Origin of the sequence: Lysobacter sp. CA196 (assembly GCF_052078695.1) — a bacterium.
Classification (GTDB): domain Bacteria; phylum Pseudomonadota; class Gammaproteobacteria; order Xanthomonadales; family Xanthomonadaceae; genus Lysobacter.
This window is the reverse complement of the sequence record NZ_JBQJIN010000004.1, coordinates 41713-60714: the sequence shown is the minus strand read 5'-3', so window position 1 is coordinate 60714 and position 19002 is coordinate 41713. Positions and strand designations below refer to the sequence as shown.

At 67.6% G+C, this 19002-nt stretch carries 21 protein-coding genes and 1 tRNA gene; 13 read left to right on the top strand and 9 right to left on the bottom strand.

The window, feature by feature from the left end; genetic code table 11:
- Window positions 1-17 precede the first annotated feature (17 nt).
- Together ACTOWK_RS05450 and ACTOWK_RS05445 are read right to left on the bottom strand one after the other, a co-directional pair.
- The gene (locus ACTOWK_RS05450) at window positions 18-446 is read right to left on the bottom strand and encodes a TfoX/Sxy family protein (RefSeq protein ID WP_441329170.1); all 429 of its coding nucleotides are present in this window, start codon (window positions 444-446) and stop codon (window positions 18-20) included.
- Complete coding sequence (locus ACTOWK_RS05445; protein ID WP_441329169.1) at window positions 443-925, bottom strand: GAF domain-containing protein; 483 nt, start codon at window positions 923-925, stop codon at window positions 443-445. The genes ACTOWK_RS05450 and ACTOWK_RS05445 overlap by 4 nt, the downstream gene beginning before the upstream one ends.
- A 127-nt stretch (window positions 926-1052) precedes the next feature.
- Between ACTOWK_RS05445 and bioD the strand changes: the two genes are divergently transcribed.
- Window positions 1053-1727, top strand: a complete 675-nt coding sequence (bioD, locus tag ACTOWK_RS05440) for a dethiobiotin synthase (protein WP_441329354.1) — start codon at window positions 1053-1055, stop codon at window positions 1725-1727.
- A gap of 163 nt (window positions 1728-1890) precedes the next feature.
- Here the strand turns inward: bioD and ACTOWK_RS05435 are convergent, their stop codons facing one another.
- From ACTOWK_RS05435 to ACTOWK_RS05425, 3 genes are all read right to left on the bottom strand, one after another.
- Window positions 1891-2310 carry a phasin family protein gene (locus ACTOWK_RS05435; protein WP_408950998.1) on the bottom strand — a complete coding sequence of 140 codons (420 nt, stop codon included), beginning with the start codon at window positions 2308-2310 and terminating at the stop codon, window positions 1891-1893.
- 255 nt (window positions 2311-2565) lie between these two features.
- The gene (queD, locus tag ACTOWK_RS05430) at window positions 2566-2919 is read right to left on the bottom strand and encodes a 6-carboxytetrahydropterin synthase QueD (protein ID WP_441329353.1); all 354 of its coding nucleotides are present in this window, start codon (window positions 2917-2919) and stop codon (window positions 2566-2568) included.
- Window positions 2920-3101: 182 nt separating this feature from the next.
- Window positions 3102-3178, bottom strand: a tRNA-Met gene (locus ACTOWK_RS05425).
- Between the two features lie 137 nt (window positions 3179-3315).
- Between ACTOWK_RS05425 and ACTOWK_RS05420 the strand changes: the two genes are divergently transcribed.
- The 3 genes from ACTOWK_RS05420 to bfr all read left to right on the top strand — a co-directional run bounded on the left by ACTOWK_RS05420 (window position 3316) and on the right by bfr (window position 5088).
- On the top strand, window positions 3316-3933 hold the full coding sequence (locus tag ACTOWK_RS05420) for an RNA pyrophosphohydrolase (protein WP_441329168.1): 618 nt from the start codon (window positions 3316-3318) through the stop codon (window positions 3931-3933).
- Between the two features lie 205 nt (window positions 3934-4138).
- On the top strand, window positions 4139-4342 hold the full coding sequence (locus ACTOWK_RS05415) for a (2Fe-2S)-binding protein (protein ID WP_031371156.1): 204 nt from the start codon (window positions 4139-4141) through the stop codon (window positions 4340-4342).
- Between the two features lie 272 nt (window positions 4343-4614).
- Entirely contained in the window at window positions 4615-5088 is a 474-nt protein-coding gene (gene bfr, locus ACTOWK_RS05410) for a bacterioferritin (protein ID WP_441329167.1), read from the top strand.
- A gap of 227 nt (window positions 5089-5315) precedes the next feature.
- Here the strand turns inward: bfr and ACTOWK_RS05405 are convergent, their stop codons facing one another.
- Window positions 5316-5900 (bottom strand): DUF4126 domain-containing protein, encoded by a 585-nt coding sequence (locus ACTOWK_RS05405; RefSeq protein ID WP_441329166.1) that lies wholly within the window; start codon window positions 5898-5900, stop codon window positions 5316-5318.
- Window positions 5901-5970: 70 nt separating this feature from the next.
- Here ACTOWK_RS05405 and ACTOWK_RS05400 point away from each other — a divergent pair, with 70 nt between their 5' ends.
- From ACTOWK_RS05400 to ACTOWK_RS05360, 9 genes are all read left to right on the top strand, one after another.
- Window positions 5971-6705, top strand: a complete 735-nt coding sequence (locus ACTOWK_RS05400) for a DUF6776 family protein (RefSeq protein ID WP_441329165.1) — start codon at window positions 5971-5973, stop codon at window positions 6703-6705.
- Window positions 6706-6709: 4 nt separating this feature from the next.
- The gene (locus ACTOWK_RS05395; protein ID WP_441329164.1) at window positions 6710-7135 is read left to right on the top strand and encodes a bactofilin family protein; all 426 of its coding nucleotides are present in this window, start codon (window positions 6710-6712) and stop codon (window positions 7133-7135) included.
- Window positions 7136-7167: 32 nt separating this feature from the next.
- A complete protein-coding gene (locus ACTOWK_RS05390) occupies window positions 7168-8004 on the top strand; it encodes a DUF6776 family protein (protein WP_441329163.1) in 837 nt (278 codons plus the stop codon).
- Between the two features lie 58 nt (window positions 8005-8062).
- Window positions 8063-8437 carry an iron-sulfur cluster insertion protein ErpA gene (gene erpA, locus ACTOWK_RS05385; protein ID WP_031371162.1) on the top strand — a complete coding sequence of 125 codons (375 nt, stop codon included), beginning with the start codon at window positions 8063-8065 and terminating at the stop codon, window positions 8435-8437.
- Window positions 8438-8558: 121 nt separating this feature from the next.
- Window positions 8559-9521, top strand: a complete 963-nt coding sequence (nudC, locus tag ACTOWK_RS05380) for an NAD(+) diphosphatase (protein WP_441329162.1) — start codon at window positions 8559-8561, stop codon at window positions 9519-9521.
- 195 nt (window positions 9522-9716) lie between these two features.
- Window positions 9717-10631: a regulatory signaling modulator protein AmpE gene (ampE, locus tag ACTOWK_RS05375; protein ID WP_441329161.1), complete on the top strand. Its 915-nt coding sequence runs from the start codon at window positions 9717-9719 to the stop codon at window positions 10629-10631.
- 392 nt (window positions 10632-11023) lie between these two features.
- Window positions 11024-11734 (top strand): RNA polymerase sigma factor, encoded by a 711-nt coding sequence (locus ACTOWK_RS05370; RefSeq protein ID WP_441329160.1) that lies wholly within the window; start codon window positions 11024-11026, stop codon window positions 11732-11734.
- A 20-nt stretch (window positions 11735-11754) separates the two neighbouring features.
- Window positions 11755-12741, top strand: a complete 987-nt coding sequence (locus tag ACTOWK_RS05365) for a FecR family protein (protein ID WP_441329159.1) — start codon at window positions 11755-11757, stop codon at window positions 12739-12741.
- 95 nt (window positions 12742-12836) lie between these two features.
- Entirely contained in the window at window positions 12837-15677 is a 2841-nt protein-coding gene (locus ACTOWK_RS05360; protein ID WP_441329158.1) for a TonB-dependent receptor domain-containing protein, read from the top strand.
- Between the two features lie 19 nt (window positions 15678-15696).
- On the opposite strand, the gene ACTOWK_RS05355 is transcribed toward ACTOWK_RS05360, so the two are convergent.
- The 3 genes from ACTOWK_RS05355 to ACTOWK_RS05345 form a co-directional block, all read right to left on the bottom strand.
- Window positions 15697-16116, bottom strand: coding sequence for a DUF2752 domain-containing protein (locus ACTOWK_RS05355; protein ID WP_441329157.1), 420 nt, complete (start codon window positions 16114-16116; stop codon window positions 15697-15699).
- A gap of 28 nt (window positions 16117-16144) precedes the next feature.
- On the bottom strand, window positions 16145-16483 hold the full coding sequence (locus tag ACTOWK_RS05350) for a CD225/dispanin family protein (protein ID WP_441329156.1): 339 nt from the start codon (window positions 16481-16483) through the stop codon (window positions 16145-16147).
- Between the two features lie 127 nt (window positions 16484-16610).
- On the bottom strand, window positions 16611-18509 hold the full coding sequence (locus tag ACTOWK_RS05345; RefSeq protein ID WP_441329155.1) for an MFS transporter: 1899 nt from the start codon (window positions 18507-18509) through the stop codon (window positions 16611-16613).
- Window positions 18510-19002: the final 493 nt, after the last annotated feature.

Below are 19002 nucleotides of genomic sequence, written 5' to 3'. Positions count from 1 at the left end.
GGACGGCGCCGACGGGCTCAGTCGCGCCCGTCTTCCTCGTCGCGGCCGCCGGGACGGTCGTGGTCGGCCGCGCCGTCGTCGTCCTGGCCGCCGCCGTCGTGGCTGCTTGGCTCGAACGGGTCGTGGCGTTCTTCGGCGTGCATGGTGGTGTGCACCGGCGCGGCGGCCGGTTTGTTGCGCGGCGGCGGCAGCAGGGCGGTCGCGGCCTCGGCGGCCTGGATCAGCTCTTGCCGGCGTTCGTCGCTGATCTCCTGCCAATGGCAGTCCAGCAGCGCGCCTTCGATCGCGTACAGCAGGTTGAGGGTCGGCTTGAAGCCGGCGCGCTTGACGCGCATGAAGGCTTCGACCGTGCCGATCGCCGAGATGTCCTCGTGCGTACGCAGGCCGACCTGGCGCAGCCAGGCCGAGCTCTTGGGACCGATGTTGCGCATCTTCGTCGCGGTCATGCCAGCGTCTCCACGTACACACGCGCCAGCGCTTCCAGGCCGGCCTGGTCGTCGGCATCGAAACGGTCCGGGACCGGGCTGTCGAGGTCGAACACGCCGATCAGGGCGTCGCCATGGACCAGCGGCACCACCACTTCCGAACGCGAGGCGGCATCGCAGGCGATGTGGCCGGGGAAGGCGTGCACGTCGGCGACGCGTTGGGTCTGGCGGGTCGAGGCGGCCGCGCCGCACACGCCCTTGTCGAGCGGAATGCGCACGCAGGCGGGCAGACCCTGGAACGGGCCGACCACGAGTTCTTCGCCGTCGTAGAAATAGAAGCCGACCCAGTTGAGTTCCGGCAGCGCATGGTTGACCAGTGCCGACAGGTTGGCGGCGTTGGCGATGCGGTCGCGTTCGCCGTCGAGCAAACCGCGCGCCTGGGCGACCAGTTGCGCGTATTGCTCGGGCTTGCCGCCCGATAGTGCGGAGGTTGTGAACATCATCGGAGTGTAACAGCGGCGTCCGTCGCCACTACCATGGCGGACTCCAGGCCCCAGGGAAAAGCGCGAGATGAGTCACACCCAGCCCCCGGTGGAGGCCGCCTCCCGACCAACGGACGCATCCGCGGTGTTTCCGCGCGGCGTGTTCGTCACCGGCACCGACACCGGCATCGGCAAGTCGGTGGCCAGCGCTAGCTTGCTGCACGCCTTGCGCGCGCACGGCCTGCGCGCGGTCGGCATGAAGCCGGTGGCGAGCGGTTGCGAACGTACGCCCGAGGGTTGGCGCAACGAGGACGCCTTGCTGTTGCAGGCGGCGAGTGCGCCGACGCCGCGCTACGACGACGTCAATCCCTATGCCTTGCCGCTGCCGTTGGCGCCGGAACTCGCGGCCGCGCAGGCCGGTGTCGAGATCGCATTGGCGACGATCCTCGCCGCGCATGCGCGCTTGTCGGCGCAGTCGGACACGGTGGTGGTCGAAGGCGTCGGCGGTTGGGCCGCGCCGATCAGCGCCACGCTCGACCAGATCGACCTGGTGCGCGCGCTGGACCTGCCGGTGGTGCTGGTGGTCGGCCTGCGCCTGGGCGCGATCAACCATGCGCGGCTGAGCGCGCGCGCGATCCAGACCGACGGCGCCCGCCTGGTCGGCTGGATCGCCAACGACATCGATCCGCACATGGCGCGCGCCGACGACAACTTCGAGATCCTGCGCCGGCGTCTGCCGGTGCCGTGCTGGGGGCGTTTGCCGTACGTCGCCTCGCCCGATCCGCAGGCCCTGGCCGCGCGCTTGCAGCCGCTGTTCTAGCGCGGCGATGCGTTTGCGGCGTGGTTGGCGGCCTGTCGCAGGCCGATGGCGATTAGCGAGGCCGAATCGCGGGCAACAAAATCGCGGCCAACAAAAAACCCGGCAGCCGAAGCTGCCGGGTTTTTCGCATCCGCCATGACGGCCGGAGAGAGAGACGGTGCGCTTACTTGGTCGCGGCGGCAGTCGGAGCCGTCGCCTTCGCCGCGGCCTTGGCGGCCTTCTCGACGTTGGCCTGGGTGGCCTTGGCAGCGGTTTCGATCTGCGACTTGGCCAGCTCGGCGATCGCTTCGTTGGTCTTCACGGTGCGGCCGAAAGCTTCCTGGCCGGTGCTGACAGCGCGCTCGAGGTTTTCGCGAGCGATCTGCGCGCCCTTCGGCCACAGGGTCTTGAAGGCTTCCAGGTCGCGGGCTTCGGCGGCTTCACCGAAGAAAGCGAAAGTGGCGTTGACGCGGTCTTCGATGGCGGCGACCTGCAGGCCGAACACGGCCTCGGCGTTGTCGAGGGCCAGACGGTTGACCTGAGCGGCCGTGTCCGCGAACTGGCGCGTAGCGGCGGCGAACTGTTCGTTGAATTGCTGGTACATGGCTGAGCTCCTGAAAGGTCCAGACGGAGAACGACTGGATTGTGCGGTGCAGCATAGGCGGGGTTTTGTTGCGATGCAACATCGAGCCGACGAGCGGTCGAAAGCCGTTCAGAAAGCCTGCCTGTTCAGGTGGTTAGCGACCAAGCAGCCGTTCAGGCAAAGCCTAATCCGGGGCCATGACCACGGCGTTGCCGGCGTCTGACAGGGCGCCGGCTGCGATCGGATCGGAGATGGGGCAGGGCAACCGCCCCGGGCTCAGCCGCGGTAGCGGCAGCCGGCGGTGCAGGTCTCGTGGACCACGATTTCGCTCAACAGCGGCAGCACCGGCTTGAGCTGCTCCCAGATCCACACCGCGAGGCGTTCGCTGGTCGGGTTTTCCAGGCCGGGGATGTCGTTGAGGTAGTGATGGTCGAGGCGGTCGTACGTCGGCTGGAACGCCTTCTTGACGTCGGCGTAGTCCATCACCCAGCCGGTGTGCTCGCCCAGCTCGCCGGTGAGGTGCACCTCGATCCGGAACGAATGCCCGTGCAAACGCGCGCACTTGTGGCCTTCGGGCACGTTCGGCAGCCGGTGGGCGGCTTCGAGAGTGAAGACCTTGAAGATGTTCACAGCAGTCATAGTGCGGTACCGGGTCGGGCGGTGGCGCGTCGCGCGATGGCGCGGCGTGGCGCGTGATCTGGAGCGAGGTGATCTGTAACGATCGGAATCCTGGGCCGGCGCGCATCCTGGCGACGGATACGAAAAAGCCCGCTGCGCTGGCGGGCCCTGGGTCTTGCTGCGCGGCGATTCTATGGTGGCTATGGGTGGACTCGAACCACCGACCCCAGCATTATGAGTGCTGTGCTCTAACCGGCTGAGCTACATAGCCACGGGGAACCGCGAATTCTTCATGCCGGACGGGCTCTTGTCAATCGTCCGAGCGCATCGCGACCGGTTTGTTTGCCCGACTTGTCGTCCCGGCCACCCCGTGGCAGAGTCGGACACAGTGAATTTGGAGTCCGCATCGTGATCGATCCGGACGGCTACAGGCCCAATGTCGGCATCGTGTTGATGCACCCGGACGGCCGCTTGTTCTGGGCTCGCCGCGTGCATCGCGATGGCTGGCAATTCCCGCAGGGCGGGATGAACACCGACGAGACGCCGCTCGAGGCGATGTATCGCGAGTTGCGCGAGGAAACCGGTCTGCTCCCGCAGCATGTCGAGGTGCTCGGCGCGACCCCGGGCTGGCTGCGCTATCGCCTGCCGCGCCGGGCCATCCGCCGCAACGACCGCCTGGTCTGCATCGGCCAGAAACAGGTGTGGTTCCTGCTGCGCCTGACCGGCGAGGAGTCCGACCTGCGCCTGGACCTGACCGACAAGCCCGAGTTCGATCACTGGCGCTGGGTCGATTTCTGGTACCCGGTCGAGCACGTGGTGATGTTCAAGCGCGGCGTCTATGCCAGTGCGCTGCGCCATCTGGCCCCGTTCGCGCGCCTGGTTGCCGGCCAGCAGGCGGTGCCCGCGCCCAGCCCGGACGCGCGCCTGCACGAGGCCTATCTGTCCGGCTGCAACCACCCGCGGTCGCGGACCTGCGGCGGGCCCGGCAACCCGGTGCGGGGCAGCGGCTCGGAATCGGGCAGCTGAACCGGCCGGACTGAGCGCTGCGGCCGAGCCGGCCGGCGCCGCCGACCTGGCCCGGCCTGCCCGCCAAACGCGCCGGCAAGCTGGCCCGGCCTGGTTCCGGACGGCGCCGCCGCGGCATTGTTGGCTGCTGTTAATTGACAATCATTCGCATCCATGGCGGAATGGCCCTGCAGCCATCCGGCTGCATGACCGACAGCCCACGCCCGTGTACGTCTGCATCTGCAACGGAGTCACCGACCGCGACATTCGCCAGGCCGCCGAAGCCGGTTGCCGCAGCGTGCCCGAGCTGACCATGCGCACCGGTGCCGGCGCCAATTGCGGCAGCTGCCTGGAGCTGGCCACCTCGCTGCTCGAACAGGCCCGCAACGTGCGCGAGCTGCCGCTGGACGTGCTGCAACAAGCCGCCTGAGCCGCGTGGCCCGCGGGCCGTCCGGCCCGATCCAATCCTGTCTCTCGTTCGTCCGTAGCATCCCCGCCGATCCGCTGTCGCCGCGCCGCCCGGGCGCCGGGCCAGAGCTGTGCGTTCCTGTCGTGTCGGACCGCCTTGAGCGACCGCCGCGGCCGCTCGCCGGCGGCCCCTAACGACAGTGATTCTCGACTCCCGTTGCGCACGATTCGCGTTCCGTCATGGCGCTCGCGAAAGGGCTAAAGTGCCGCCCATTGCAACGTCGGAGCACGGCCATGAAAGGCGATCCCAAGGTCATCGAATATCTCAACAAGGCGCTCTACAACGAGCTGACCGCGATCAACCAGTACTTCCTGCACGCCAAGATGCTGAAGAACTGGGGCCTGAAAGAATTGGCCGAACACGAGTACCACGAGTCCATCGACGAGATGAAGCACGCCGACAAGCTGTCGGACCGCATCCTCTTCCTCGATGGCCTGCCGAATTTCCAGGCCTTGGGCAAGCTGCGCATTGGCGAAAACCCGCGCGAACTGCTGGCCTGCGATCTCGCTCTCGAGCTCGAAGCGATCCCGCTGCTGCGCGAAGCGATCAAGTACTGCGAGACGGTCAGCGACTACGTCAGCCGCAAACTGTTCGCCGACATCCTCGATTCCGAGGAAGAACACGTCGACTGGATCGAGACCCAACTCGCCCTGATCGAGCGCCTTGGCGAGCAGAACTACCTGCTGACCAAGATCGAGCAAGGCTGAGAGCGGCTTAGTAACGAGTGGCAAGGAGCGAGAAGTGAGGAGCGAGTAAGGCGTTCGCTGCCGCTTCACTGCCCAAGCAGCTATCCAGCCAGCCGCGCGCAACGCGCGCCGCCAGCCAGACAAGAAAAAGCCGCCGGCTCGCGCCGGCGGCTTTTTTTTCTTTGGGCGATCATGAAGGCGCCGCGACACCGCGTTTAGCGTTCGTCCCCACCCACTCCTCACTCCTCTCAACTCGCTCCAAGCCCTTTGGGTTTGCGCCGGAAAATCTTGCGCCAGATCCACCACAGCGCCGTCGCGACCAACACGCTGATCAGCACGACGATGCCCAGGGTGACCCAGGGGTAGGCGAAGACCAGGGCCAGGCCGCCGAGCACGGCGGCGTCCTCGGTGACCGAGGCGGTCCAGTTGCTGATCGGCTCGGGCGAGGTGTTGAGCAGGGCGCGCGATCCGGACTTCAGCAGGTGGCTGGTCAGGGCCACGCCGGCGCCGGCGGCGAGCGCGCCCGCGCCGAGCTGGCCGTCGGGCGACATCGTCGCCGCGGCCAGGAAGGCGCCGACCGGCACCCGCAACAGGGTATGCAGCAGGTCCCAGCCCGAATCGACCCCGGGGATCTTGTCGGCGAAGAACTCGCCGGCGGCGAGCAGGCCGCAGACCCCGAGCACCCACGGCGACTGGGTCGCCTGCAGGGCCTGCGGCAGGTCCAGCCAGCCGAGCCAGCCGGCCAGGCCGACCCCGAACACGGTCAGATAGACCCGGACCCCCGACAGCCAGGCGAGAACTACGCCAACTGCGAACAGGTGCGCATCGGACATCGTGGCATTCCCGTTAAGATTTAAGGTTGAGTATAGGTAAAGCCGGCGGTGTGAGCCGTCGTCGTCGAGCATGGCCAAAGTACCGCCGCCCCGTTTCGTCATCGTCCAGCAGCAGCCCGACAAGCGTCCTTATATCTGGAGCGCCGTGGGCGTGGCGTGGTCGCTGTCGCTGGTGGCGGCCTGGTTCTGGTCGCAGTCGCTGGCCGCGCCGCGGCTGCCCAAGCTGGTCGCCGAACTGGACACCACCCAGCGCGAGCTGCGCGACCGCCAGAACCAGCTCGACCGGCTGGCCCAGCGCGAAGCCACCCTGCAACGCTCCGACCAGATCAGCCGCGCCGCCAACAAGCAGGTGCAGGGCTCGCTGGCCCAGCGCGACGCGGAGATCTCCGACCTGCGCGCCGACATCGCCTTCTACGAGCGCCTGGTCGGCGCGACCGCGCCAGCCAAGGGCCTCAACGTGCATTCGGTCGAGTTCCAGCCCGAGACCGGCGGCACCTGGCGTTATCAGATCGTGCTGACCCAGAACCTCAACCGGGGTGCGGTCAGCAACGGCGGCCTGCAGTTCCAGGTCGAGGGGGTGCGAGGGGGCAAGCTCGCATCGATCGGTTGGGATGAGTTGCACCAGAAGCCCAAAGCACCGATCCAGGACTATTCATTCCGCTACTTCCAGCAACTCGGTGGCAGCGTCATGTTGCCGGCCGGATTCACCCCGCAACGCGTGCGCGTCTCGCTGCGTGGGGAGAATGCGGCGATCGAGCAGCATTTCGCCTGGAAGAGCGGCGTTACCGTAACCGGGGAAACTTAAAGCGATGTTCAAGACCAACAAACCGACCCAGATCCGCGAAGGCCAGGTCGACACCATGATCGGGCCGCAGGTGGTGATCCGGGGCGACCTGCACTTCAGCGGCGGGCTGTATATCGAGGGCCGGGTGATCGGCAAGCTGGTGGCCCAGGACGGCCAGCCGGCCAGCCTGACCCTGGCCGAGAACGGCAGCATCGAGGGCGAGGTGCGGGCGCCGATCGTGGTGCTCAACGGCGAGCTCAACGGCGATGTGTACGCCAGTGAGCGGGTGGAACTCGCCGCCAAGGCGCGGGTCCAAGGCAACGTCCACTACAAGGTCGTCGAGATGACGGCCGGTTCGATGCTCACCGGCCGTTTGATTCATGTCGATGCGCACATCGCCGCGTTGCCGGCGCCTGAAGCCCTGATTACCGCGGATGCCCTGATGGATTGAGGGGCGCCGCCCCAGCCCCCAAAACGGAACGGATGAGCGACGAACCCTCCAAGCCCGTTCCGTCTCCCGCCGATCCGGCCCCGGCCCCGGCTCCGGCCGGACCCGCCGGATCGGCTGCGCCGGCCACCGGTTCCGCCTCGCCCAGCGCCGCGACGCCCCTCCACTGGCATCGCGGCCGCCTGCTGGCCGGGCTGGCCCTCGCCGTGGCCCTGGCCTTCGGCGGCTGGGGCCTGTGGGGCGCGATCACCCGTTCCGACGAGCCGGTGCCGCCGCCCACGGCGGGGGCGGCGACGATGACGCCCCGGCAGATGCAGGCCGAACTCGAAGGCCTGCGCCAGCGAGTGACCACGCTCGGCCGCTCCGACGGCATCAGCCGCCAGGCCAATCGCGACCTGCAGAGCGCCCTGGCCGAGCGCGACGAGGAAATCGCCGGCCTGCGCGCCGACGTCGCCTTCTACGAACGCCTGGTCGGGGCCACCGGGCAGCGCCGCGGCCTGACCGTGCATGCGCTGAAGATGCAGCCGCAGCAAGGCGCGCCGTCGGCCTGGCACTTCACCACCACCCTGACCCAGAACCTCAATCGCGGCGCCGTCAGCGCCGGCCGCGTCACCCTCGCGCTCGAAGGCACCCGCGCCGGCAAGCTGGAAAAACTGCTCTGGGCCGACCTGCGCCAACAGCCCGAGGCGCCCGGCACGCCGTATTCGTTCAAATACTTCGAACAGGTCGAGGGCGACGTGTTCCTGCCGCCCGGCCTGACCCCGGTGCGGGTGACGGTGCGCCTGACCCCGCAGAAGGGCGCGGTGATCGAACAATCCTTCAGTTGGGCCGACGCCACCCGCGACACCGCCGGCACCGGTGCCGGCGGCTGATCCGCAGTGTTCGCCCGGTGCGCTTGAATGCGCGCCGCGCGGCCCTCATTCTTTCACCATGGAAACCACCCTTCTTTCCGCCGCGCCTGGCTATCAATCGCTGGAGCGGCCTCTGCAGTTCTCGTCTTCGGCCGCGAACAAGGTTCGCGAACTGATCGCCGAGGAAGGCAACGACGCCCTCAAGCTGCGCGTTTACATCCAGGGCGGCGGCTGCTCGGGCTTCCAGTACGGCTTCGAGTTCGACGAGCAGCAGGGCGAGGACGACCTCGCCGTGCAGACCGACGGCGTGACCCTGCTGGTCGATCCGCTGAGCCTGCAATACCTGATGGGCGCCGAGGTCGACTACACCGAGAGCCTGCACGGTTCGCAGTTCGTGATCCGCAATCCGAACGCCAAGACCACCTGCGGCTGCGGGTCGTCGTTCGGCGTTTGAGCGCCGCCGCGCACGAGGCGGTGTTTCGTGCGGCCTGGGTTTTGCCGGAACCATTTCTTTTGACGCAGCCTTTCTTGATGCAGCCTTTCCCGCACCGGCCTTTCTCGGAATGGAGCGCTGGATGACACCGTTCGCATTCGTCGAAGCCGATTCGGCCTGGCGCGCGTCGCTCGACCGCGCCGACCATCTGCGCGACCAGGCCGATGCCCTGACTGCCCTGTGGCCGCAGGCGCGGGTGATCGTGCTCGACGCCGCCGGCCACGCCCTCGCCAACGAGGACGGCAACCTGTGCGCGCCGCTGGGCCCGGAACTCACCGACGGCCCCGGCGGCGTCGGCGCTTCGGTTTTTCTTGGGCTGACCGCGGACGGGCAGGGCTGGTTCGCGATCGATGCCGAACTGGTCGCGTTCGATGCGCCGCGCCGGGTCGACCTGCGCCGCGCCGCCGCGCATTGGCCGATGCTCGAAGCCAGCGTGTTCGCCCAGGCCCGCGCCCTGCAGCATTGGCGCAGCCGCCATCGCCATTGCGGCGTGTGCGGCGGAGAGATCGCTTTTTCGCGCGCAGGCTGGCTCGGCCGTTGCGGCCAATGCGGCAGCGAACACTACCCACGCACCGACCCGGCGGTGATCGTCGCGGTTAGCGACGGCCAGCGTTTGTTGCTCGGCCGCCAGACCGGCTGGCCGGCACGGCGCTACTCGGTGATCGCCGGCTTCGTCGAGCCTGGCGAATCGCTGGAGCAGACCGTCGCCCGCGAAGTGCTGGAAGAAACCGGGGTGCGCGTGCGCAGCTGCCGTTACCTGGGTTCGCAGCCGTGGCCGTTCCCTGGCGCGTTGATGCTCGGCTTCGCCGCGTTGGCCGAAGCCGACGAGCCGCAGGTCGGCGACGAACTCGAAGAAGCGCGTTGGTTCACCCTCGACGAGATTCGTGCCGCGTCCGCGCGCGGCGAACGCGACGCTGCGTCCGCGCCAAGCGAGCGCGATGCCGCGCTTGACGACGACGGCCCGCTGTTGTCGCCGAGCATCTCGATCTCGCGATGGCTGATCGACCAATGGCGCCTGGCCGCCGAGGAAGCTGCGCGGCGTTGAGTTCCGCAAGGGCGGCATCGCCGCCCGCAGCAGCGCGGCCGGGAGTGGCCGTGCTCAGCGCTGAACACATGCGCGGCGGTACGGAGCCGATGCATCGCCGTTACCACGGCCCGCGGTCGCGGTGTCGCGCGGTCGCGCTAGAATCCCGGACAGATCGGACCGAGATTTCTTCGCCATGCCAGGAGCGTTGCCGCAATGTCAGTCACGCTGATCGCCGCCGTCGTCGCACTCGTGCTCGGCCATCTTGCTCAGTCGCTGGCCGCGTCGGTGCGTCACTACGGCTGGTACAGCGACTGGTTGCGCTGGATCGACAGCCGCTTTCCGGAAGACAGCTTCTGGCGTGGACGCTGGGGCCTGGTCCTGGCCCTGGTGCCGCCGTTGCTCGCGGTGAGCCTGTTCCAACTGGCCCTCGACGAGCCCTTGATCGGGCTCGGCGGGCTGTTGTTCGGCATCATCGTGTTGTTCTACGCCTGGGGCCCGCGCGATCTGGACCAGGACGTCGAAGCCCTGGCCTCGGCGCGCGACCTCAACAGCCGGCGCGAAGCCGCGGCGCGGTTCTGGCCCGAAGGCGGCACCCCGGCGCTCGATGGCGGCTCGCTGGTCGAGGCGGTGTTCCGCAACGCCCTGCGTCGTTGGTTCGGAGTGTTGTTCTGGTTCTTGCTGCTCGGCCCGGTCGGCGCGCTCGGTTACCGCCTGGTGGCGCTCGCCGCCGAAGGCGAGGCCTCGCGCCATCTGCCCGGCGAGACCCTGGGCGGCGCGCGCATCCTGCTGGCGCTGCTGGATTGGCCGGTGGCCCAGCTGATGACTCTGGCCCTGGCCCTGGTCGGCAATTTCGACACCGTGCTCGGCGCCTGGCGCGAGTCGGGCGGGGCGCGTTTCAGCCTCGACAACCGTTTTCTCGGCGCCGTCGCCCGCGCCAGCGTGAAGTGCGAGCTGGCCGAGGAAGCCGCCGACTACGTCGACGAGTCCGGCGTGACCGCCACCACCGCCGTCGCCCTGGCCGCGTCCGAGGCGCCCGAGCTGCGCGACGCGATGAGCCTGGTCTGGCGCAGCCTGCTGGTCTGGCTGGCGATCCTGGCGCTGTTCGTGATCGCCGGTTTCGTCGCCTGAGGCGAGCGCCGCCGGTTTGCCGATTGCGACCGTTTAGCCAAAACCCGACGCCCCCGCATGGATGGGGGTAGGGAGGCGCCGCTCGGCCTGCGTTTGAACGAACAGGTTTCCAGGAACCTTGCGAGCCGCGCGAGTAGCGCGTTCGCCCCGGTTTGGGCCGGTGGGTCGAACGCCGGTCCAGCCTCAGGGGCCGGACGGACCCGCGCGCTGCATGTCCTGGCGACCCGAGCGCGCCCCTGGGCGCGTTCGCGACAAACAGCACGGTTCCGGCGGTAGAGCGATGCAAGACCCGTTACGCAATGCAGGAGTCCGGTGGTCACGATCTGAACTCTGTAGGCGAGCGGTCCCGCATCGCGCCTGCGCGCCCTCACGTTTGCGGAGGACTCGATCTGGTGAATCGCTTCACGTCCATCATCCACGCCGGTTTCGCGCCCGGCATCGCCACGCACGACGGCCAGGGTTTCGTTCGCCCGGCTGACACGCCTGGGCTAGTATCGAAGCAATTTCCCGGGGCGTGGGCGAAGGTGGACGTGGGTCAGGATTCTCCAGCGGCGAACCAGCCCGCTCCGATGCGTCAGGACGAGGATCACTTCATCGTGTTCCTGCGTGAGCATCGCGAGCCGCTGATCGCGTTTCTGCGCAAATCCGCGGCGACGCACGAGGATGCGCAGGACATCGCCCAGGAAACGATGATGCGCATGCTGCGCTATCGCGACCAGCCGGCCGAAGCGCTGAAGATCCTGATGTACCGCATCGCGATCAACGCGCTCAACGACCGCGGGCGCCGCCAGAAGACCCGGCATGCGCCCGAGCACGTCAGCCTCGACGAGGACTATCACGCGCTGCCTTCGCAGGAACCCACGCACGATCAGCGTGTGGCGACCGAGCAGGAATTGGCGCTGGTGCGTGCAGCGATCATGCAATTACCGATGCGCAGTCGACAGATCTATCTACTCAATCGCATCAACGGCATGAGTTACACACAGATTGCGCGCCATTGCGGTATTTCTGTAAAGGCAGTGGAGAAGAATATCGGCCGGGCGCTCGCGCTGTTGCGCGCACGCATGAAGGACAGCGGCTTCGAGACCTTACAAGCACCATGAAGACATCACCTTCCACATCGATGGATCCGAACACGGCGCTTTCCGGCGAAAGCCGCGCCGAAGCGTGGGTGGCGCGGCTCGCCTCGCCCGAGTGCACGGCGCAGGAGCGCGCCGAGTTCGATCGCTGGCTCGACGAGTCGCCGCAACACGTCGACGAGTACGTGCAGGCCGAGCGCACCCATCAGCTCGCCGCGGCCTTGGCCGGCGACGAAATGCTGCAGGCCGCCGCGCGCATCGCCTGGCGCAGCACCGGCCGCGAAGCGTCGCGTTCGCGCTGGTGGGCGCCGACCGCGCTGGCCGCATCCTTGCTGGTCGCGACCGTGGTCGGCGTGACCTGGCTGCGCACCGGCCCGGCGCCGGTCGCCGACGAACGCCATGCCACCGCGATCGGCGAGCAGCGTTCGCTGCGGCTGGCCGACGGCACCCGGGTATTGCTCGACACCGATTCGGCGATCGTCGCGCGCTTCAGCGACCGTGGCCGCGAAGTCGTGCTCGACCGCGGCCGGGTCCGGTTCGAGGTCGCCGCCGATCCGGCGCGTCCGTTCCTGGTCAAGGCCGGCCGCGGCGAGATCCGCGACATCGGCACCACCTTCCAGGTCGAGAAGACCAATGCGGTGGTCAGCGTCGGCCTGATCGAGGGTTCGGTGATCGTCTCCGGCGGCGTCGCCCAGGCCTCGAGCACCCTGCAACCGGGCCAACAGCTCAGCTACGACGAAAGCGGCCGCCTCGGCGCCGCCGAGCCCCTCGACGTCAAGGCCGCTCAGGCCTGGCCGGCCGGCAACCTGGTGTTCAAGAACCGCCGTCTGGACGCCCTGCTGCTGGAAATGAACCGCTATTCGGCGACCAAGCTGCGCCTGGCCGAGCCCGGCCTTGGGGCGATCCCGGTCAGCGGCGTGTTCCATATCGGCGACCAGGCCTCGCTGCTGGAAGTGCTGGAACGCGGTTGGTCGTTGAAAGGGGAACCGGACGGCGACGGCGACATCGTCCTGCGCCGCAAATCCGGCTGACCCGGCCTGCGTGGGCCGTGTCGATGCTATGGTTGGACAGCGCCGTCAACAGGGGGCGCCGAGTTCCGCTCTGGTCTGATCGATGCGGTTGGTGGATGGTCAAGATTTCCTATGCGTTCATCGTTTCCGTCGCGCTGACATTCGCGCCTGAAGTCGGGGCCTTCCAGGCTCCCAAAGGCGATTTCACTGCAGATGGCTACCGCATCCAGGCCGGCGCACTGGATGACGCACTCAATGCCTTCGCGGCCCAAAGCCGCGTGCAGATCCTCTATTCCCCGTCGCTGGTCGCCAACCGCCGCAGCAGCGGCCTGAACGCCCATGTCTCGGCGCGCGACGCACTGGCACGCTTGCTGCAGGGTACCGGCCTCACGGCGGTGGCCGTAAACGCCAATACCTACTTGCTGCAGGTGGTGCCGCGCCCACGCCCGGTCGCGGCGCCTCGTGCGACGGTGCGGCGGGATACCTCCGGTCCGGGTTCGCCGACCCAGCTCGACACCGTGCATGTCACCGGCACGCGCATCCCGCGTTCGGCGTTCCAGACCTCGACCCCGCTGACCATCATCACCCGCGAGCAGATCCGCTCGAGCGGGCACCAGACCTTGTTCGACTTGCTGCGGCTGATGCCGGGCATGACCGGCCACCATCCACGCGACGTCGCCACCGCGAGCGGCGCCTCGCAGGTGCCCTCGGCCGCGGCGGCCTCGTCGAGCCTGTATTCGCTGGGGCCGCGCGCGACTCTGTTCCTGGTCGACGGCCGGCGTATCGCGAACTACGGCCTGGTCTCCACCGACATGGGCGCGCTCAGCGATCTCAACGGCATCCCGTTGAGCATGATCGACCGCATCGAGATCCTGCACGGCGGCGCCTCGGCGATCTACGGCGCCGACGCCATGGCCGGCGTGGTCAACATCATCTTGAAGAAGGACTACAGCGGCGGCGAAATCACCGCCAACTTCGGCGTGTCCGAGCGCGGCGACGCCGAGCAGCAGCGTTTGTCGGTCAACCTGGGCCTGCAGACCCGCGGCGGCGGCAACGTCTTCCTCAGCGCCGACCACTTCACCCGCAACCCGCTGGTCGGCAGCCAGCGCATGTGGAGCACGCTCGATCAGGAAGACAACGGGCTGCAGGACGCGCGCATTCCGTTCGGTTATTACTTCGGCAATTACTACATTCCCATCAAGGGGTGCGAAGACCTCGACACCGGCAGCGAGGGCCAGACCTGCAGTCTCGACCGCGCCCGCTACGTCAGCCTGCAACCGGGCATCACCAGCAACGCGTTCTACGGCCACTATCGCCAGCCGGTCGGCAGCAACAGCGAAATCTACGCCGACGTGCGCGCGACCCGGGTCGTGCTGGAGATGCAGAACGCGCCGTTCTTCGGCCTGGTGAACCTGCCCGACGACAGCCCCGACGCGTTCGCGCCGATGCCGGTCCTGCCCTTGGCCTACGCGTTCTCCGAGGTCGGGCCGGTGCGCAACCGCACCACCACCACCACCCGCGATTCGACCCTGGGTTTCCGCGGTTATCGCGGTCGCTGGGAGTGGGACCTCAGCCTGGCCCAGCGCCGCAACAAGGTGCTCAACCGCATCGACGGCCTGATCGACGAGCCGAAGCTCGAAGAAGCGGTCGAGGCGGAAAAATTCAGCTTCACCAAGAAAGGCAACACCGAAGAAGTGATCGAGGAGATCTCGCCGCAGAACACCCTCGGCGGCGAAGTCATCCTCGACAGCGTGGTGGCCAACTTCGACGGCCCGGTGTTCGCGATGCCCGGCGGCGATGCGACCGTCGCGATCGGCGCCGAGGCGCGCCGCGAACGCCTGCGCAGCCGCCCCGGCGGGGCGTTCATGCGCGGCGAGGTGGCCCTGGCGCAAAAGATGGACGCGCGCAATTCGCACCGCTACGACTCGGCGCTGTACACCGAGATGAACCTGCCGTTGCACGACAGCCTGTCGATCGACGCCGCCTGGCGCGTCGACCACAACGGCGGCTACGGCAGCCGGGTCTCGCCGAAGGTCGGCTTCAAGTGGTCGCCGCTGCAGAGCCTGACCCTGCGCGGCTCGGTCGGCGAAGGCTATCGCGCACCGACCCTGTTCGAGATGCGCCGGCCGATGACCTTCGGCGACACCGCGATCGTGCCGTGGAATTCGGTCACCGATCCCTGTCTGATCCAGCTCAGCGAAACCGCCTGCCAGGTCGACAAGCACGCGACCGTGAACTCCAAGCTCAAGCCGGAAACCTCGCACAGCCGCACGCTCGGCATGATCTGGTCGCCGACCGACGCCTTCAGCCTGAGCCTCAATCACTACCGCATCCGCCGCAACAACGAGATCCTGGTGATCAACTCGCTGCAGCGGCCGGAGTTGTATCCCGAAGCCCTGGTGCGCGATTCCGACGGTTACCTGATCGGCGTCAACATGTACCTCGACAACGTCGGCAGCACCGACGTGCGCGGCTGGGAGTTCGATGCCGACTACCGCTTCGAGACCGCGCGCCTGGGCAAGTTCGCGCTGCGCCTCAACGGCCACTACCTCGATCACCTGATCCGCCGTTCGCACCCGAAGGTCGATGCGCTGGACTACGCCGGCTACACCACGCCCAACCGCAGCGCGCTCGGCAGCGTGCAGTGGAGCTACCGCAACTGGATCACGACCCTCAACCTGCGCTACATGGGGCCGGCCAAGGTCGATTTCGGCGACCCCACCAAAAGTTGTTACAAGACCTGGCGGGTCAGCGGCAAATGCCGCACGCCGAGCGCGACCGTGACCGATCTGAACATCGCCTACGGCGGCTTCGAGCACTGGTTGCTGAGCCTCAACGTCAGCAACCTCAGCGACCATACGCCGGTCAATTACGACGAAAGCCCGGGCGGTTACAGCATCGCCGACGACGATCCGGTCGGACGCTATTACCTGGTCAGTGCGACGTATCGTTTTTGAGCCGCGAAGCCGCGCGCGCTCAGCCCGGCGCGAGCCAGGCGAACGGCCACCACGGCAGGTTGCGCAGCAGCCAGAAACCCAATAGCAGGCCGATCCAGAATTTCGCGCTGGTCAGCGTGGCGATGACCGCCTTAGGCAACGGCAGGCGATAGCCGAAGCCTTGCAGCGCCAGCAAGGGCACGGCGATCATCAACAGCGGCAACAGCGGGTTCATCGCCATCATCTGGGCGAAGTCGCCGTGCACCAGCGCGTGCAAGGCGCGGGTCATGCCGCAGCCCGGGCAATACAGACCGGTGAATTCGTAGAACAGACAGCCCGGCAGCGGGCTGCCGGCGGCGCTCGGATCGAAGCGCCGCAACACCCACACGCCGGCGGCCGCCGCGGCCATGGAGGCTGCGGCGGTCGCGGCGAGCGCGAGGTGGCGAGACCCGGCTTTCATCGTGTCGCTGCGGCGATGCCCGACGCGATCAGCGCGTCTGCATGCGCTGGAATTCCTGCAGCGCATCGCCGTACAGGAAGGAGGCGCCGTTGATGAAGAACGACACGATCATCCAGATCAGGCCGAGCACGGCCAGGCCGGTGCAGACCCAGGTCCAGATCTTCGCGTTCTCCGAAGCGCGGCGCGCGCCGGCGTCGTCGCCGGAGGCGAACTTGCCGTTGACCTGGCTGCCGTAGACGATCGCGACGATGCCGGGGATCGAGCCGACCATGCAGCACAGGCAGAACGTCAACACGGTGACCGTGATCGACCAGGCCAGGTAATTCGGGTACGGCGAAACCGGTGCTCCGGCGGACGGCTGATTCATGAGATCCCCTTTCTCGAACGATGGATGCCGCGACGCGGCGGTCGGGGCATCCTAGCAGCGCACCCGCGGCCCGGCACTCCCGGCAGGGAGGGCGCGGCTCGGTCGGGCATGGCCGATCGGGCGGACCTCAGGCGCGGTCGCCGCGCAACGCGCGCACCTGGGCTTCCAGCGATTCGGCGTCGACCGACGGCCCTTGCACCGGCGCATCGGCGACCACTTCGACATGGGCGCGGAAACGCCGCGGCAGCCGCATCCGCGCCAGCCGCCCGCCTTCGGCGCGCGCGTTGCGCCGGCTCCACATGCTCGACCACATGCCGCGCAGCGCCATCGGGATCACCGGCACCGGCCGCTGGTCGAGGATATGTTCGACGCCGGACTTGAACTTGGCGATCTCGCCGTCCTTGGTCAGGGCGCCCTCGGGGAAGATGCCGACCAGTTGGCCGTCGTCGATCGCGGCCTCGATTTCCTCGAACGCGCGCCGCATCACCTCCGGGTTTTCCTTCGCGCCGGCGATCGGGATCGCCTTGGCGGTGCGGAAGATCCAGCTCATCACCGGGATGTTGAAGATCTTGTAGTACATGACGAAGCGCACCGGCCGCGGGATGCTCGCGCTGAGGATCAGCGCGTCCATGTAGCTGACGTGGTTGCACACCACCAACGCGGCGCCCTCGTCGGGGATGCGTTCGGTGCCCGACACCCGCAACCGGTACAGGGTGCGTACGAACACCCAGCTCAGGAAGCGCATCAGGAACTCGGGCACGATCGTGAAGATGTAGATCGCGACCACGGCATTGGCGATCGCCAGAGCCAGGAAGATCTGCGGGATGCTCCAGCGGAAGAACTTCTGCACCACCACGCCGAGCACCGCGGCCAGGACGATGAAGGCCGCGTTCTGGATGTTCATCCCGGCGATCACGCGCGACAGCTCGTTCTTCGGCGTGCGGTTCTGGATCAGCGCGAACAGCGGCACGACGAAGAAGCCGGCGAACACGCCGATGCCGACCAGGTCCATGACGATCCGCCAGGCGCCGGGCTGGGCGACGAAGCCGGCGACTTCCAGGCCGCTGACCGTGGCCGCGCCGCTGCGGGCGAAGAACAGATCGACCATGAAGGCGCTCATGCCGAACGCGCCGAGCGGCACCAGGCCGATCTCGACCGTGCGCGCCGACAGCCGCTCGCACAGCATCGAACCCACGCCGGTGCCGACCGAGAACAGCGCCAGGGCGAAGATGTACAGCGTCTCGGCGCCGCCGAGGTTGTCGACGGCGTAAGTCGGCAATTGCGAGGTCAGCACCGTGCCGACGAACCAGAACCACGACACCCCGAGCACCGAGTTGCGCACCGCCGGCTGGCGCCGGGTCATGCGCAGCACCTTGAGCGACTCGGGGACCGGGTTCCAATTGATCTTGAGCCCCGGCTCGCCAGCGTCGGCGCGCGGGATCAGGCGGCTGACGATGTTGCCGGTGATCGCCAGGGCGATGATCGCGCTCGCCGCGACCACCGGGCCGTGGCTGCCGGCGAGCTTGAAGATCAGGCCGCCGAAGATCATGCCGACCAGGATCGAGATCGAAGTGCCCATCTCGACCAGGCCGTTGCCGCCGGTGAGCTCCTCGGGCTTGAGCACCGAGGGCAGGATCGAATACTTGACCGGTCCGAACAGCGTCGATTGCAGGCCGGTACCGAACAGCGCGATCAGCAGCACCGGCAGGTTCTGGGTCAGGAAGCCGACCGCGGCCAGCGACATGATCGCGATCTCCATGGCCGTGGTGATGCGGATCAGCTTGTGTTTTTCGAGCCGCTCGGCGATCTGGCCTGCGGTCGCCGAGAACAGGAAGTAGGGCAGGATGAACAGCGCCGGCGCGAGGTTGGTATAGAGCGTGCGCTGTTCCGGGCTGACGCCGAGATAGAACAACAGGCCGATGATCGCCTGCCGATAGACGTTGTCGTTGAAGGCGCCCAGCGCCTGGGTCAGGAAGAACGGCAGGAAACGCCGTTGGGTGAGCAACGCGAACTGGTTGTGCGCCATGCCGTCCTGCTTGTCCGATCAAACCCGCACGTCGATGTGCGGCTCGCGCGAAGGATTCGCCGGGCGAGCCTAACAAACCTGTCCCCGCGCCGTGTAGCGGGAATCGGCGGAGTAGCGGAAAAGTAGACCCCGAAGCTACGACCCCAAGCCGCAACGCCTTTACCCCAGCGCTTTTACCCCCGGCGCTTCCGCCACGCTGCGTGGCTGTTCCCCTCGGCTCGCCTTTGCGATTCCCCCTCGCACCCGTCTTGCGGTTTTCCTTTCAAACCCGTCTTTGCTGTTCCCCCCTTCGACAAGGGGGGCAGGAGGGATTTGCTCTCGCTCCAACCCAAAACAACAGCAACAGCGCAAATCCCCAGCGCCTGCTGCGCAGGCACCGCCCCCTTTAAAGGGGCAACGGCAAACGGCGCCCTCTACCAAGCCGCGCAAGTGCCAAACCATCGCGCTAGCCGTTCCCCCCGAATCGCATTGGTGGTTTTCCGTCCACCCGCTG